This is a genomic window from Streptomyces sp. NPDC044064, from assembly GCF_056434245.1.
On sequence record NZ_JBWKFN010000048.1, the window covers coordinates 42981 to 58648 of the forward strand.

The 15668-nt window shown below is 67.9% G+C and carries 15 protein-coding genes; 4 read left to right on the top strand and 11 right to left on the bottom strand.

Going from position 1 to position 15668, the window contains the following annotated elements; all coding sequences use genetic code 11:
• Positions 1-131: 131 nt before the first annotated feature.
• On the top strand, positions 132-443 hold the full coding sequence (locus AC07DS_RS43755) for a hypothetical protein (RefSeq protein WP_479154308.1): 312 nt from the start codon (positions 132-134) through the stop codon (positions 441-443).
• A 574-nt stretch (positions 444-1017) separates the two neighbouring features.
• On the opposite strand, the gene AC07DS_RS43760 is transcribed toward AC07DS_RS43755, so the two are convergent.
• The 7 genes from AC07DS_RS43760 to AC07DS_RS43790 all read right to left on the bottom strand — a co-directional run bounded on the left by AC07DS_RS43760 (position 1018) and on the right by AC07DS_RS43790 (position 6434).
• A complete protein-coding gene (locus AC07DS_RS43760; RefSeq protein ID WP_479154309.1) occupies positions 1018-1545 on the bottom strand; it encodes a GNAT family N-acetyltransferase in 528 nt (175 codons plus the stop codon).
• 78 nt (positions 1546-1623) lie between these two features.
• Positions 1624-2718, bottom strand: a complete 1095-nt coding sequence (locus tag AC07DS_RS43765) for a M48 family metallopeptidase (protein ID WP_479154310.1) — start codon at positions 2716-2718, stop codon at positions 1624-1626.
• Between the two features lie 498 nt (positions 2719-3216).
• Positions 3217-3750 (bottom strand): GNAT family N-acetyltransferase, encoded by a 534-nt coding sequence (locus AC07DS_RS43770; RefSeq protein WP_479154311.1) that lies wholly within the window; start codon positions 3748-3750, stop codon positions 3217-3219.
• Between the two features lie 172 nt (positions 3751-3922).
• Entirely contained in the window at positions 3923-4411 is a 489-nt protein-coding gene (locus AC07DS_RS43775) for a DUF6283 family protein (protein WP_479154321.1), read from the bottom strand.
• Positions 4375-4593: a hypothetical protein gene (locus tag AC07DS_RS43780; RefSeq protein ID WP_229324164.1), complete on the bottom strand. Its 219-nt coding sequence runs from the start codon at positions 4591-4593 to the stop codon at positions 4375-4377. Before AC07DS_RS43780 ends, AC07DS_RS43775 begins: the two co-directional genes overlap by 37 nt.
• A gap of 32 nt (positions 4594-4625) precedes the next feature.
• Positions 4626-4835: a cold-shock protein gene (locus AC07DS_RS43785; RefSeq protein ID WP_479154312.1), complete on the bottom strand. Its 210-nt coding sequence runs from the start codon at positions 4833-4835 to the stop codon at positions 4626-4628.
• 357 nt (positions 4836-5192) lie between these two features.
• Entirely contained in the window at positions 5193-6434 is a 1242-nt protein-coding gene (locus AC07DS_RS43790) for an MFS transporter (protein ID WP_479154313.1), read from the bottom strand.
• Positions 6435-6523: 89 nt separating this feature from the next.
• Here AC07DS_RS43790 and AC07DS_RS43795 point away from each other — a divergent pair, with 89 nt between their 5' ends.
• Positions 6524-7285 carry a DeoR/GlpR family DNA-binding transcription regulator gene (locus AC07DS_RS43795; protein WP_479154314.1) on the top strand — a complete coding sequence of 254 codons (762 nt, stop codon included), beginning with the start codon at positions 6524-6526 and terminating at the stop codon, positions 7283-7285.
• 832 nt (positions 7286-8117) lie between these two features.
• Here AC07DS_RS43795 and AC07DS_RS43800 read toward each other — a convergent pair.
• Both AC07DS_RS43800 and AC07DS_RS43805 read right to left on the bottom strand, forming a co-directional pair.
• Complete coding sequence (locus AC07DS_RS43800) at positions 8118-8504, bottom strand: SsgA family sporulation/cell division regulator (RefSeq protein WP_479154315.1); 387 nt, start codon at positions 8502-8504, stop codon at positions 8118-8120.
• Positions 8505-8620: 116 nt separating this feature from the next.
• Positions 8621-9058 (bottom strand): hypothetical protein, encoded by a 438-nt coding sequence (locus AC07DS_RS43805; protein ID WP_479154316.1) that lies wholly within the window; start codon positions 9056-9058, stop codon positions 8621-8623.
• 2209 nt (positions 9059-11267) lie between these two features.
• Here AC07DS_RS43805 and AC07DS_RS43810 point away from each other — a divergent pair.
• Positions 11268-11678 (top strand): hypothetical protein, encoded by a 411-nt coding sequence (locus AC07DS_RS43810; RefSeq protein ID WP_479154322.1) that lies wholly within the window; start codon positions 11268-11270, stop codon positions 11676-11678.
• Here the strand turns inward: AC07DS_RS43810 and AC07DS_RS43815 are convergent.
• Entirely contained in the window at positions 11580-12818 is a 1239-nt protein-coding gene (locus AC07DS_RS43815) for an IS701 family transposase (RefSeq protein WP_479154323.1), read from the bottom strand. The two genes, AC07DS_RS43810 and AC07DS_RS43815, sit on opposite strands and share 99 nt — an antisense overlap.
• Positions 12819-13399: 581 nt before the next feature.
• Complete coding sequence (locus AC07DS_RS43820; protein WP_479154317.1) at positions 13400-14314, bottom strand: helix-turn-helix domain-containing protein; 915 nt, start codon at positions 14312-14314, stop codon at positions 13400-13402.
• 276 nt (positions 14315-14590) lie between these two features.
• Here AC07DS_RS43820 and AC07DS_RS43825 point away from each other — a divergent pair, with 276 nt between their 5' ends.
• Positions 14591-15523 (top strand): alpha/beta hydrolase, encoded by a 933-nt coding sequence (locus AC07DS_RS43825; RefSeq protein WP_479154318.1) that lies wholly within the window; start codon positions 14591-14593, stop codon positions 15521-15523.
• The last annotated feature ends 145 nt before the right edge of the window (positions 15524-15668 follow it).

Here is a 15668-nt window from a genome sequence, read left to right on the forward strand (position 1 = left end):
GGTGATTTGTTTCACCATGGTAGTTTATTGTTCAACTACATGGGTTGTGTGTAGCTTCCGTAGCGCGGTAGCAGCGGCGGTTTTCACCGCTCGTAGTGACCAGACCAATGGGTGCGCAAGGAGGAAAAACGATGAAGAAGATCATGTGGCGTATTTCGAGTGCGGGTATTTCCGCTGTACTGGCGGGAGGTGCGCTCTTGGCCGCCGGCGGCTCCGCAACTGCGGCCGCATACAAGGTCGATGAGCGCACCAAGGTGGTTGTTGGTGAGAGCCAGAACCGACCCGGCTACGGAAGCCGGAACGACGACTACCGGCACGTCGGCGGGCAGAGGGGGCCGCACGACCTCCACGACTCCTGGGTCGCAGGCCAGTTGGCGACGTTCAACCCCTGGATCGCCGACCAGCTGGCGACGTTCGCGCCCTCTGACGACGTCGTTCGGTGAGACTTCACGAACGACTGGACCGCGGCACCCATGCGCACTCGGTTCTCCTGGTCGAGAACCCCTGCCGCTGACCGTGGTTGCACGGCGCCTTGGCCCAACTCCCGGTTCCCGCCCGCTATCAGAGGTCGCTGACACGACGGACCGGGCGATCCGCCGAACCCGCCTGCGACGTCGCCCACGAGTACGCGCTTCTGCGCGACCAGATCACCGGGAGCCTTGCGCCGGACGAAGACGGCGTTCCCGACTTCCGGCATGCCGTCCGGCAACACCGCATGCTGGAACGGATTCGAGAGGCGGGGCGCGCGGGCCGCAAGGTCACACTCACCGAGCAAGGCTCGTAAGCCTCGAAGTGGGTCCGGCCAGGAGCTTGACCAGCCACGGTCCCGGTGTTCCCCGAGGCCGGAACAGACCGGTGTCCGCCCTCCGGTCGGCAGCGGCTGGAGACGTGATGATCACGCCACGCCCACCACCGAGAGGGAACACCCGATGAACGACACCACAGCCCCCTGAAGCAGCGAGTCGGCCGGTACGGCGCCTGGAGCATCGAATGCGGACCTCGTCGTGAAACGATCAGTCAGTCGCCCAGGATCCGCTCCCACAGCAGCCCGTCCCGCCAGCTGCCGTTGAGAAAGATCGAGGAGTGCGCGACACCGTACGGGCTGAACCCGTTGCGGCGCAGCACCCGTTGCGACGGCAGGTTCTCCAGATTGGTGGACGCCTCAGCGCGGTGCAATCCGAGTTCGTCCGTCATCACCTGGAGTACCAGCCCGACGGCGCGCCCGGCGTGCCCTTGATTTTGGGCGACGCTGGCGATCCAGTAACCGACGGAACCGCGGCGAAGGTGCTGCTGCGGGAGGATGCCTCCGATGGTGACCTGCCCGATCACCCGGTCGTCGGCCAGCACCACGCCCGGCCAGACCGCGCCGGCCCGATATCCGGCCAGCAAGTTTTCGATACGTTCCGCCTGGCCCTCGGGGGTGAAGAAGTGGGCCGGCTGGGCCGGTTCCCACGGCCGGAATGCCTCGACGTCCCGCGCCCTGTGCTCGGCGATCGGGGCGGCATCGGTGGGCTCTATCAGGCGGATCCTGGTGGTGTGGTGCATCGGCTGATCCTCGTCGCGGTGCGTCGGATGAGATCGGCCAGCCTATGCGCACTGGTGGCAGGGCTACTTCACACTCGTTCAGTGTGCCAGCGGGACGCAATCACGCATGACTTTGCGTGCCAGCTCCTGTTTGGGAAGGCGGAGTTCGTCTTCGATGCGGCTTCGGTCGGGCTCGTCGAGCGTGATCGTCGCGCTGTGTCTCGGGGCATGGGCCAGTCGTGCCATGCGCAGGGTCTCGGACGGGAAGCCGGCGGCGCCGGCCACGGTCCCGATGCCCTCGGGCTCAGTGGCCTCGTCACGGCCCTGCTGTTCCCGCAGGCTCTCTGCATAGCGGGCGGCCTTGTCCCAGAGTTCCTCGTGTGTGGCTGTCGCGGAACGGTTGCCTTTGAGTGTCCGGGTCTCGATGGCCAGGCGATGTACTTCAATGCCTACCGCGGCCGCGAGTTGCCGGTCCTGCAATGCGGCGATGGCTGCTTCGGTGGAAGCCGTTCGGGCGGCCACTTCGTCCGCATCGAACTCCGCGCGGCGTGTAACCGGCAGAGTGAGCCACAGCAGCAGGCGGGCGGTCACGGTTGCCGCCGCCCTCGGGACCCACAGTACCCACTCACCCATCCGGGTCCGGGCGTTGAAACGCGCTGCGCCCCCTTCCACCTCGCCCGCGTTCCAGGAATGAGCAGAGACACTCGCCGTGATGTATGCGTTGTTTCTGGCTCGCATCGTCCGTGCCGCAGTGTTGAGTGACTTGAGTGCGGTACCGACAATTGCGTCGTTCCGAAGATCGTGACCAGCGAGGTGTCCCAGGGCGTGGGCAACGGCGGCCATCGGCTGCTGGGCGGGGTGGGCGGACCAGAGCGGGAGGCCGAGGACGAGGCACCGCTTGCGGCGTAGACCGTAGTGGCTGACCGTCACGGAGAATTCCGGGCTGAGCTGGATCGCGTCGAAGCGTCGTATCCCGGCTTCGTCCGCCATGCGGTCCAACAGATCGAACAGGATCGGGGCGTCCGCGTGCCGCAGCGTGGGCAGTTCAGCATCCAACCTGCCGGGACGCGGGCGCAACGGAAGAGCCAAGCCCAGCAATACCAGGCCCAGTATTGGCTGTATGACTGTGCGGAACCCGAGCACGATCAACAGCACTCCGCCGATGAACAGTCCCGCCGTCACGAGATGGACCATGGCGGCGACGGCGTACGCGGCGACAGTCGCACACCTGGTCAGTGCAGGACCTTCGGGTGGAGTCTGTCGGACACTGTTCATGGGGCCCCCTTGGACGATGAGCGCGCGGTGTCGCTCAGGCGTGCGTCGAGCTGATCAGCACGGCAGCCGACGAGCAAGCCGTCTGAGCAACATCTGAGCTATGCCCCGAGCCTCGCGTGTCGCTTTCCGAGAGGTTCCCTGCAGAAACTCGAACCGGCTGCGACAGCCGGCCAGGGCGGGGGAGACGGGGACAGGAGGTAAACAAGCTCACCAGCACTGCCCGGTCGCAGTCCCTGAACTGCCCTACCCCACGGCATCGTTCCATCCGTGCGTGCCACTCGCAAAAAGTTCTGTAGGACAGCGAGCGAGCTCCGGCAGTGGGCTCGCCCGGCGCCGCCCGAGACGGCACTACGCCGTGGCCGCCCATGCGTCGGGCTGCCTCATGGCGACGCCTACGGCCACCACCGTCGGCTCTGGTCAGGCCTCGTACTCGGTGAGATCGATCCCGTACACCCGCAGGTCGCGGCCCGTGTCCGGATCCTGCACACTGCCTGTCGCACGCATGCCGAGTTTGTCCAGCACGTTCGCGGACGCGGTGTCGCTGGTGCGGCACACTGCGACGACCTGATCCAGACCGCGGTCCTGGAGGGCGAACTCGAGCGTGGCCTGGGCTGCCTCCGACGCGTAGCCCTGCCCCCAGTACTGCCGCCCGAGCCGCCAGCCGATCGCCACCTGGTCCGCGACGGCGGGCGGGGAGTCGGCGATGTACAGACCGACCGCTCCGGCCAGCTCCCCGGATCCGAGGAGTTCGACGGCGAAGATCCCGAAACCCTCCTCGTCCCACTCCTCCTCCCAGGCCTCGATGTCCTGGGAGGTCTCCTCGAGGGAGCGCGGCGTGCCGTCGCCGACCCACCGCATCACGTCCGGGTCGGCGTGGATCTCGGACAGGGGGACGAGGTCGTCATCCAGCCAGCGGCGCAGGAGAAGACGGGGAGTGCGGATCTCGGTCATGGTCCCATCCTGCCCTCTGATCCCTCATGGCTCTCACCACGGGTTCCGGCGGCGAGAGCCAGTCCCTTTCAGTGTGGGGAGCCGTGGCTACGTCCATGAGAACGGGTTCGGGCTCAGGCTCCGTGGTGCGGGCACGCTGAGTAATCGGGTGAGGGATGACGATCTCGGCTGGCTACGCTCCGATCCATGAGCGGACCTGTATCGGCGATCGAGTTGGCGGAGGCCGTCCCCCGTGCGTCGATCCGGCGAGTCCGCGATCGCGCGTCCGAGTGATCTTGTCGATCACGCGACGGACTTCCTCGGACGGAGTGTCGATAACCGCCTCACCTTGAGCAGCGGCTGCACCGCCCGAAGGGAACAGCGGTACCGAGGACTTGCACTCAACCACGGCCCTGTACGTCGTGGTGCCCATGGAACCGTCGAGCACGGACAGCCGCAACGCCGGCAGACCCTCGCCTTCGTGGCACCCGGCGCAGCCAGCGCAGAAATGCCCGGCATCGCTGGCCGCGTCGGCTCGATGGCGCTGGAACATGCCAGTCGACTGATGGGGAGTGTCGGCGTTGTAATGGCGGAGCTTCTTGTACTCCTCATGCGCCCAAGTCCGCGCGGGAACATCGCGAGCGGTCAGGCCGGGGAGTCCTCGTTGGCGCAGGTCAGCCAGGACCGGGTGATCGTCCTTGCCTCGTCCGCCTGTTCTGGGGTGACGACGCCCTCCATGTCCGGGCCGCGGCCCAGGAAATCCCTGACGCGTTCGCGTTCATCGGCGCTGACTACCCAGACGGACGAGGTGGAGGACCCGTCGTCGTGCCAGTCGAGCACGCTCAAGGTATGCCGGTGGGTCATCGCGTCCTCCCAGCTCCTCGGTAACGGGATGCTCAGAGTGGCCTGACGTTCTCGGCCTGCAGTCCCTTCTGGCCCTGCGTGACGTCGTACTCCACCTTCTGGTTCTCCTCCAGGGAGCGGAACGAGCCCGGGCCTGCCGCGATCGCCGAGAAGTGGACGAAGACGTCGGCGCCGCCGTCGTCCTGCTCGATGAAGCCGAAGCCCTTCTCGGCGTTGAACCACTTGACCTTGCCTGTAGCCACGGCCCCTCCTGAGGGGGTGAGGGCAGCGTCCCACTGATTGATCAGGGATGTACCGCCAGACAGCGACTGCCGCTCCCACGGTATCGCCGACGCCCCCTCGCCGCGCGTCACTGGAACTCGCAGCGCAGGATCCGCCCCATGTCGCGGAATCCGGGGGTGTGCGCGAGCACCCGCATGGCCAGCCGGCCCCTACCCGGCGTATCGGCGCTGCCGACCGCATCGAGGCAGCGCAGCCCCTCGTGCCGGCTCTCCGACCAGGTTCTGTCTCTCCGAGCGTGATCGGAGAGACAGAACCTGACTGGGCGGGCGGCCGGGGAGTCTGGGCGGCACGGCGTCACGTCCGTGCCGCCCGGACGATCAGTGGCTGCTCTGCACCAACTCGCGGGTGCGGTCGGATCCGGTGCGCAGGATTCCGGCGGTGGCAGCGGTGATCACGCACAGCAGGGTCATCAGCAGGAAGGCATGGTTCAGGGTCACGAGGTGGGTCATCCAGCCGATGGCAGCGGGGCCGGCCAGCATGCCGAGGTAGCCGAGCCCGGCGACGCGGGAGACGTTGGTGCCGGCGGTGGAGGGGTCGGTGTGCCCGGCTGCGCTGAACAGTTGGGGGATGCAGCCGGACAGTCCCAGGCCGAACAGGGCCCAACCCGCGAACGCGGGCCAGATCCATGGGGAGAGGGCCACGATCGTGATTCCGGCGGCAGCCATGGCCGAGCCGTGGCGCAGAATGGCCACGGGCCCGAACCGGGCGGAGAGGCGGTCGGTGAGCAGGCGGCCGATGGTCATCGTTGCCGCGTAGGTGCCGTAGCCGAAGGCGGCGGTGCTCGCGGGTGCTCCGAGGACCGTCTTCAGGTGCAGGGCGCTCCAGTCGTTGGCGGCTCCCTCGCACAGCATGAACATCAGAGCCAGGGCGGCGAGGGCCCAGATGCGCCGGCGGGCGGTGCACGGCTTTGCGGCCGGTGCTCCGACACCCTCCCTGGCGGTGGTGGCGGTGGTGGCGGTGGTGGCGGTGGTGGCGGTGGTGGCGGTGGTGGCGGTCGCCGGCGTGGACGGCAGCAGACCGCGAGCCGACACCAGGGCGGTCACGATGCCCACCGCTCCTGCGGCTCCGAGCGTGGCGGCCGTACTCATCCCGGCGCCCGCGGCGCCCGCCCCCACCAGCGCGGCGATGACGCCGCCTACGGAGAACGTGGCGTGGAAGGCCGACATCACGGGCCGGTTGTAGGCCTTCTCCACGTGCACGGCGTGGGCGTTCATGCTCACGTCGAGGCAGCCGTTGCCGAAGCCGAAGACCAGCAGGGCGCCTGCCAGCGTCCAGGGGTCCCGTGGGAGGCCGGGCAGGAACAGGGCCGCGCTGCAGAGAACGCCGCTGGCGGGGACCACGACACGCGTTCCGAGGCGATCGGCCAGATGACCGGCCACCTGCATGCCTATGAAGGACCCGGCTCCCAGCAACACCAGGAAGCCCCCGAGTGTGGCGTGGCTGATCCCCACGCGGTCCTCGATGGCGGGGATCTGCACCACCCACATGCCCACCAGGGTGCCGTTGAGGACGAAGTAGACGAAGGTCGCCACACGGGCGGCTCGGAGCGAATGTTCCATGCCGGTGACCATAACGAACATCCTTGGCGTTTGAAACACTGCACTTTGATCAGCTTGAGTGTTTGTTTCGGGTGGTGTTCAATCGCGGTATGAGCAACGCAGACCGTCACCGGCTGATCGCCCAGGCCGTCAGGGAGTCGGGCAGTGCCACGGTCCTGAAACTCGCAGAGCTGACCGGCGCCTCGGAGATGACCATCCGGCGCGACCTCGACACACTGGCCGCGCAAGGCGTCCTCGAACGTGTCCGAGGTGGCGCACGCACGCTGCTGCTCAGGGGTGAGGAGCCGCCCTTCGCGCTGCGCGCTCACGAGTCCGCCGACGCCAAGCGCCGGATCGCAGCCGAGGTGTCCTCGCTCATCGCTGACGGCGAGACCGTCCTCCTGGACAGCGGCACCACCTGCCTGGAGGTGGCCCGCCTGCTGCGGGGACGGCCGGTCACCGTGATGCCTCTGTCGCTGCAGGCCATCCACATACTCAGCGACTCGCCGAGTCAGACCACGCTGATGGTGCCCGGCGGACGGCCCCGCGCCGCCGAAGGCGCCCTGACCGGCCCTCTCACGCTCGCCTCCCTGTCGGCACTTCGCTTTGACACCGCGGTCGTCGGCTGCTGCGGCCTGAGCGCAGTCCAGGGCCTGACCGCCTACGACCTCGACGACGCGGCGGTGAAGAAGGCGAGCATTGCTTCCGCGCGCCGCATCATCGCCGCCGCTGACGGCAGCAAGCTCGGTCACACCGCCCACGCCTACGTCGGCCCCTCCACCCTCCTGCACACCCTCGTCACCGACAGCACGGCGCCCGTCGACGAGGTAGCAGCGCTCGAAGGTGCCGGCACCGTTGTGAAAACCGCCTGACGCCCCGTCGTGGGGCGCGTCGCGCCGCGGAGGATGAAGGACCTGCTCGTCATCGGCTCGCCAGAGCGGGCCGGGGCGAGGTTCCCGCATGGGTAGCGCTGCACCGCCGACTCTCTCGTCGCGGCGATGCGGTCTCGTGCACCGGGTGGGTCCTGTTGTTGGAGTTGTGCCACTGCACAGGCGGAGTCCCCACTCGGCAGATGGTCCGAGGTACCGAGCCGACAGCCGGAGTGGTCGACTTGCGGTCGGTCGAGGCGGATGCCGTGGTCGGCGCCGAAACGCACGGCCTCGCAGCCGCCCGGATTCTGTTGAGGCAGGTTGCCGACGCGTACCACCTGCTGGCCCTGGTCTGGCGGACGACGGCTACACCGCAAGCCTCGTGGAGTGCTGCCTGATCACGACCCGCCGCCTGGCTGGGCCACGCCGCGGGTGAGGGCGAGCCGGCGAAGCCGCCCGCCGGTTGGGGCAGCCGACCACGGGGGACCAGGCGCCGACGGCTGTGGGCTGCGGACACCTCTGTTCGGGGCGCGGGGGCGGCATTCGGTGTTCTGGCTGCTGCTGTCCCTTGGAGCGGCCAGGAACGCCGCCCCCGCGGTCTATGGGGGTGGTGCTCGCGTGCTGGTTGTCGTCGGCGCCTTCCGAGGCGGGTGGCTTCTGTCTCGGGTGGCTTTTCGGGCCGGGACGCGGCGGATGGGTGCGAGCGTGAGCCGCCGTACCTGCTGCCGGACGGGAGTTATCTGGGCGGGCGGTCACGGGGATCTTTCCGGGGCAGCCAGTCCCTCAGTCCCTCGGCCCCGGGGCCTTGCCCGAGGCTTCATGACGGTCCGGGGGCTCAGGGTGTCCCGTTCAGGAATCGGGTGAGGTGGGTCTCGAGGTCCAGTGCCTGGGTCTCCTCGGCAGTCGGCACAAGCCGGTAAGTGGATTGCAGCCACTGCTCGATCTCCGAGAGTGAGGTCGTGAGGTGGGCTGAACCGTGGGGCGAGGACAGGAGGAGGTGCAGCACCGCTTCGGTGCCGGTTCCGGTGGGCCAGATCCGTACGTCGCCGGTCCCGCTGGGAGCCCGGGTCCCCGCGGCGAGGAGATCGCGCGCGAAGACCCACGGGATCAGGCCCTGGATGCTGTCGTGGAAGAGGAGCTGCACCGCGAGCGGGTCCTGCGCTCGGTAGAGCAGATGGGTCGGCACGACGATCCGCACACCGGGGAGGGACACGAGCTCCATGTCAACCATGTGATCTATGCAAGTGGTCATGATGTCGACGTGTTTCGGGGCCGGCGTGCCGGGCCCGGGCTGTGGTGACTGGTGCCCGGACTCGGCGCTCGCCATGGTCCGTGTGGTCAGTCGGAGATGCTGCCGGCGAAGCCGTGCGTGTCGTTGTTCATGGTGACCCACCTGCCGCGCTCCCAGTGGTAGGAGCGGTGGCCTTCGAAGTGGTTACGGCGACCGTGGTCACTGCCGTACCAGTACTGGTCCGACCGCTCCCAGTAGCGGTGGCCGTCGAAGCGGTGATCCCCGCGGTACTCGTTCCGGTCGTCCCTGCCGCCGCGGCGGTCGTGGTCGTGTCCGAATCGCTCGTTCCGGCCGTCGCCGTGCGCGCTTCCCTCTTCGTGGCGGTCACCGTACGGCGTCGCGTGTGCGGCGTGAGACACGACGGAGTGGTTGGTGGCGGGGTTCGGAGAGGCCGAGGCGGCGGTGCCCGCTGCCAGCAGCGCTCCGGCTGCTGCGGCGACTGTGACGGCTGTGGTGACGGCGCGACGTCCGAATGTGTGGTTCATGGACTTGCTCCTTGCATTGCACCGTGGCCCTGTGGGGCCCGGAGGCGGGTCCCGGGGTGGTGGGACAGAGGTGACGCTACTCCTGGATAAGTTGAACGTTGAACCATTAGATCTGTGACATATTTCATTCACTTTTAGGATGCTTTTCTGTTATTGCCCGGTAATGCCGTCGCCTTGCCGCGTCGGCCCGGCCGGCGACCAGCCAGCGCCCATCCGTATCCCAGGCCGGAAGCATCCGGTTCCTGGAATGCGCGCAGCTGTGACACGTCGGCTTCACCGAGGAGCGCATCGCAGACCTGGAAGCCGACCTCCTTGAACCGAAGGCAGCGCGCCGCGACCGAACCGGGCCGAAGGTCGAGCAGAGGCGGGCACCCGGCCCGGGCGGGGTTCGGCTGCCTATCTGCTGCCTATCCGTTCATGTCGCGCCAAATGCTTGCGACTTCGCCCGGGACGTTCCAGTCGTAGTCGTCTGTCATGGGGACAACGAACGGGCTGACGGCAAAGGCGACTGGTGCTACAGCAAGTTCGCCCACCGCAGCAAGAGCGGGCTCCCCAGTGGCCTGCACGGCTGGGTCCGAAGCGACATGCTGTACAGCGCTGCTGCTTTGAGGATCGACTGCTGAGGCGTAAGTCTGCGGAGGTGCTCGGCCGAGCCCCCCGGCCCTCGCAGATGAGCCGCCTTCCCCAGCATGCAATAGCGTTCAATCCGCGTCTGAGCATGCATGAGGGTGTTGACGAAAGGGTGAGAAGTGGCCGCTCAGAGCGCTCGGCTGATCGATGTGGGCCATCGCAGGTCTGTGGCATGCACGCTGCTCCTCTAGACTACGACGCCCGCATGACTTGATGATCACCTGCCGGAAGGGCCACATGTTCCAGGACGCTCCGATCTATCACCAGCTCGTCGCAGAGCGCGGCGACATACCGGCGCGAGTACGTGACGCGGCCGCGAGCATACGCAGCCAACTCGACGCAGTCATGGCCACAGGCGCCTCTGCCGGCTTCTTCGAGCCCCGCACACCTGAGGCTTACCCGGAGGTGCGCTCGATGTCTGCACTTCCTCCTGGATCGCAGCAGCGGTAGCAGCCCCTGCCCTGGCGCCTACTTCCACGCAGACGTTCGATCTCAGCTGGTCTCACGCCGGTCCGCCCAGCTGCACGAGGACTATGACTCGTCGTCGCCGATGATTCGCGTTTCGCGGCAAGTTGCCCACGGGAGCGTCAGAACTCGCCCTGCAGCTGGTGCGGTTTGCCAACCCCCGGCCGGTCCGGCAGCGCCGAGCACGAACGGCATTCCGCACCGACGCTGAGATGTGCAGCGACTGGGCCTTCGGTGTAACTGCACACCGGAGGCCCGTCCATGTCTGCACCCATGCCCAGTTGTAGTGGCGCGGACCCTTCGCTCCGGCGCTGGTGCTCTGCCGCTGCCAGGTGTCCCGAGGCAGTGAGGCGGCCATGATGACGGCTTGGAGCACCGTGCGGTTCTCGTTGATCAGCACCTTGGTGGTGCAGGCGACTGCCAGGACGTAGCCGATTCCTCGTGCCTCCAGGGCCAGGCCAGGCCAAGCCCGTCGAGGCGAGGCGTGGTGGCGAACTCGACCTTCTCGGGGAATCCCGGAGCCCGAGCGGCGATCGTGATCCTGGAACCCGGTGTGTTCGGGGAGGTGGAGCCGGCGGTCGATCAGGGCCTGGCCTCGCGAGGACGCGTAGGCGAGCCCTGTCTCGTCCACCAGCAACACCCCTCCCCGCCACGGTGGTTCAGCACGTAGGAGCGGACCTCGTCGCGCACCCCGTCATTGTCCCAGCGTGCGCTTCGCGGCAGCCTCTGCGTAGCGCCGGGGCGGCCATGACCAGCCTCTTCGGCCAACTGCCGGCAGTTGTTGCGTTCGACGCCGGACAGCAGTCCCAGGATGAACGCCCGTGCCCTCGACCGTGGTTCCACTGTCCATGCTGTGGCCCGCGGCCATCGCACGATCTTCAGGAGTCCACACAACCCCTGATGATCACGCGTTGGCCGTTCTCATACGCACCCGAGCCCAGCGCAACATCGCGAGGGCCAACCGGATAGGGATGGCGCGCTCTCGCTCGCGGCGGCTGATCCACCTGTCAATCCCTTTGCGCGACCGAGCAGGTCATCCCTAGCGTGCAAGGGCATAGGAACCGTGCGCCAGGGCAGCGCGCCACACGAATGAGGAGCAACCGCCGTGGGAACCATGGTCTCGGTCAGGGGCTGGCTGCAGTGTGACGTCGCACAGCTGGCTCAGATCAAGGAGATCGTGGAAGCAGACGATCCGGAGCACACCTACAGCGGGGGCTGGGCCTTCCCCGCCCGGCAGTACAACGACGTTAGGTGGGCCTTCTACGGGGGCGACATCCGCGCGGTGTCCCTCGACTGGTTCGAGGAGAGGTTGCGTCAGATCGCCCGGATCCCGGCCTCCTACCAGGATGACGAGTACGACGACAGGCCCCGGGGGCTGTTTCTGGTCAGCCACGACGTCGACGGAATGAGCGAGTGGAGGGTCCACTCATGGTTGTTGGGCGGTCCGCCTACGGTAGTGGCAGACGCCGGCCCGGGCCTGGTGGCGTCGTCGCCACTCGGACCAGTGGAGCCTGTGCATGACTGAGTGGACGGCCTGGGCGACGAGCGTGGTGAACAGGTGCTGGATCTCGTTGCAGGTCATCGGGATCAGGTCGTCCGGAGCCTGTTCCTGTGCACGTTCATCGGCGGTTGCCGCGGCAAGGAAGGGGTGGGCGAGCATCGCGAGAGTGACCCAGCGGTGCCAGGACGTCCAGCGCCTGACCTGGTGTTCGTCGAGTCCGGCCAGGCCCTTCCCGGACTGGAAGGGCTCCTCGACCGTCCACCTGCGTCCCGCCACTTTCACGAGGGTGGATAGCGGCACGCGGGCCGCCGAGTAGCAGCGGTAGAACGCGAGTTCGCCGGTGCGCCGGTTGCGGCGGACGAGTAGGTGGCGGTGGCCGGGCCGGTCGTCGGCGATGTCGGCCAAGGCCCAGTCGTAGAAGCGGTGCCCTTTGGCTCCGGCGCCGGCGGAGAGCTTCTGCCAGGCCCGCTTCGGCAGCTTTTTGACCAGGACGTCGGCGCGGAACTTGCCTGCACGGGTGGTGATCTGGTGCTCGCAGGCGACGGCGAGGACATAGCCGATCTGCCGTCCTGCCAGCGTGGTCCGTAGATGCGGGTTGCCACCGTAGACCTCGTCACCGGCTACCCAGGACGCGGGGACGCAGGCGTCCAGCACACGGCCGATCATGCGAGCGGCGAGCGAGGGTTCCGTGGCGAAACCGACGGTGTCAGGGATCCCGGCCACACGGCAGCGGGCTGTGTCCTGGGTCCAGGAGCGCGGAACATACAGTTCCCGGTCGATCGCCGCGTGCCCTCGCGGGGTCGAGTAGGCGAGGTAAACGGCCACCTGACTGTTCTCGACGCGTCCGGCGGTGTCGGTGTACTGACGCTGCGCGCCCACCGTGACGGTGCCCTTCTTCAGGTCGCCGGTCTCATCGACGACCAACACCACGTCGTGGTCGTGCAGCTGCTCGACGACGAAGCCGCGGATGTCGTCGCGGACCGCGTCGGCATCCCAACTGGCCCTGGACACCAGGTGCTGCAGGCCGTCCGGGGTTGCGTCCCCGGCGTACTCGGCGAGCGTCCAGCAATTCTTGCGTGGCAAGTCCGACAGCAAACCGAGCACCATGGCCGTCGCCCGGCGTCGCGGTTCCGCCCGGGCGAACCGCCCCGCGATGCGGCTCATCAACGCCTCGAACAGATCCTGCCACGGGGCAGGATCTGTGTTGTGACCTGCGGCCACCGTCTGATCTCCTGTCTTCACACACCGATGCTCAACGGTGGCCGCACCCGTTCCCGAACCAGCCCAGGAGCCTCGGCAAAGGCGCGTGATGTCTGATTCTGAGAGGACCCTGGCGTGTTCAACTTCGGGATCGAAAGCTACCGGCCTCAATGGCTCAACGGTCGCTCCGCGGTCGTGGCAGGCCACGGTCAGCGGCTGCGTTCTCTCATCGGCCGCCCGTTGACTCATGCCTGGCTGGTCTGGGGCGTTCAGGACAGCGAGTGGTTCTCCGACTGCCCAGTCCTGCTAGGGCGTGTTTCAGAAGTCGTAGTTCTGATCCAATATGCCTCTGACCTGCAGAAATGTCGACCTTATGGAAGATCATTTCACAACCAGTGCACACGCGGCGGCCTCAATGGATGAGAGGAGTCGAGAAGCGCCAAGCGGTGACGAGGACACCGCGTTGACTGCCCGTTTCGGTCGCTACGCAGCGTAACTGACGTTCGAACCGGCCTGGGAGTATCAGGCGGCAGGGCGGTCGAAGTTCAGCGGCGGTCGTGGTGCTGGTCGGGCTGGGCCGAACGGTCGGGCTCGGCGGCGTCCGGGAGACCGGTTGCGGAGGGCCGGACGGTGGCCCAGGAGGCCAGGAAGGCCAGTGCTTCGTGGCTGGGGGTGCCCGGTTCTGCTGTCCAGACGACGATCTGCTGGTCCGGGTCGGTGGCACAAGCGAGCGTCTCCCAGTCCAGGGTGAGTTCTCCGACGAGCGGGTGGTTGAGCTTCTTGACGCCGGCGGTCTGGGCGGCAACATTGTGGGCGGCCCACCACTGACGGAAGTGGGGGTCCTTGATGGCCAGATCACCGACCAGTTCGCTCAGTAGCGGGTCGTCCGGATGGCGTGCCGCTTCCATGCGCAGGAAGGCGACACAGTCCGAAGCCACGGTCTCCCAGTTCCCGTAACGCTCCCTGATCTCGGAATCGGAGAAGACGAGCCGGGCGTAGTTGCGCTGCTTGTCGGGAAGCCGAGAGAAGTTGGTCAGCAGGGCCGCGGCGAGCGGGTTCCAGGCCAGGATGTCCATCCGGCGGCCGAGGATGATTGCGGGTGCGCCGAGCAGGTCGAGGAGGCGCCGGGTCTGGGGCCTGACCTTCTGCGTGTGCGGGCGGCGGGGGCGCGGAGCCTCCTTGCCGGCCAGTTCGAGGAGATAGGTCCGCTGGTCGTGGTCCAGGCGCAGGACTGTCGCCAGGGTGGTCAGGACGGGGGTGGACGCCCTGAGGCGGCCCTGCTCGACCCGTGTGTAGTACTGCACGCTGATGGAGGCCAGCTGGGCGACCTCTTCGCGGCGCAGGCCGGGCACGCGCCGGTGCTGGCCGTCGGTGGGCAGCCCGAGGGTCTCGGGGCTCAGTTCGGCGCGTCGGGCCTTGAGGAACTGTCCGAGTTCGTTGCGGTTCGCATCCGTGCCCATGAGGCCACGGTACTGCGGCGATCACGCGTGGCGGTGCGACGGTGAGGGGTAGAAACCGCTACCCCTCACGTGCACCGCTGGGCCGCGTTGCGTGCCCGGGCGGCTCAGGAGAGGGGTAGGAATCCCTACCCTGCATAGTCGCTGTCCGGTGTGGAACGGTGGAATCACCGCAAATCCCTGGGAAACGCGAATGGCCTGCGGGACCAGCACGTACTGGCCGGCCCGCGCCCCCCTTCTTCCCTGCGGAACTGAATCCACTTCCAGGAGGCGTCAGCCATGGAGACGATCACCTTCAAGAACAAGCACGTCGACGTTGCCGCGGACATCCACTTCCCGCCCGGCTTCGACCCGGCGCGCAAGTACCCGGCCATCGTCAGCGCCCACCCGGTCGGCAGCTGCAAGGAGCAGACGTCCGGATCGGTGTACGGCAAGGCGTTCGCGGAGGCGGGCTTCATCGTCCTCGCGTTCGACGCGGCCTTCCAGGCCGCCAGCGGCGGCGAGCCCCGCCAGCTGGAGGACGCCACCTGGCGAGTGGAGGACTTCCGCTGCGCCGCCGACTACCTCGTCACCCTTCCCTACGTGGACGAGGACCGCATCGGCGTGTTCGGCATGTGCGCCGGCGGCGGCTACACCTGGGCCGCCGCAATGACCGAGCGCCGCTTCAAGGCGGTGGCGACCGTCACCGGCGTCAACCTGGGGCGGCTGCTGCGCCAGGGCGACATGTCCCCAGACGCCGCCATCAAGACGCTGGAGGCCATCGCGACGCAGCGCACCGTGGAGGCCCGCGGGGGCGAGCATCGGCTCGACAGTTCGCTGCCGCCGTCGGTGGAGAGGGCCAGGGAGCTCGGCCTCGTCCCGCCGCTGCACATCGACGTGGCGGAAGCCACCGAGTACTACAAGACGCCGCGTGGCGCCCACCCGCACGGGACCAACCTGTGGTCGTTCTCCTCGATGGCGCCCACCGTCTGGTTCGACGCCTACCACCTGGCGGACAAGCTGCTGACCCAGCCGCTGCTGCTCGTCGTCGGCAACAAGCCGGGCGAGTTCGGCGCGTACCGGGACGCCTTCGAGGTCTTCGACCGGGCCGCCTCGAAGGACAAGGAGGTCCTGGTGATCCCAGGCGTCTCCCACTACGACCTCTACGACAAGCCCGAGGCGGTCGGGCCCGCGCTGGAGGCCCTCATCCCGTTCTTCAGCAAGCACCTCTGAGCAGGTCCGTCCTCCGCGCAGGCCCGGTAGCGTCCCCGAACGGCGCCACCCGGTCGGGGGGGGGGGGGGGGCGGCCGCCCCCCCCCCCCCCCCCCCCCCCCCCCCCCCCCCTCCCCCCCCCCCCCCCCCCCCCCCCCCCCCCCCC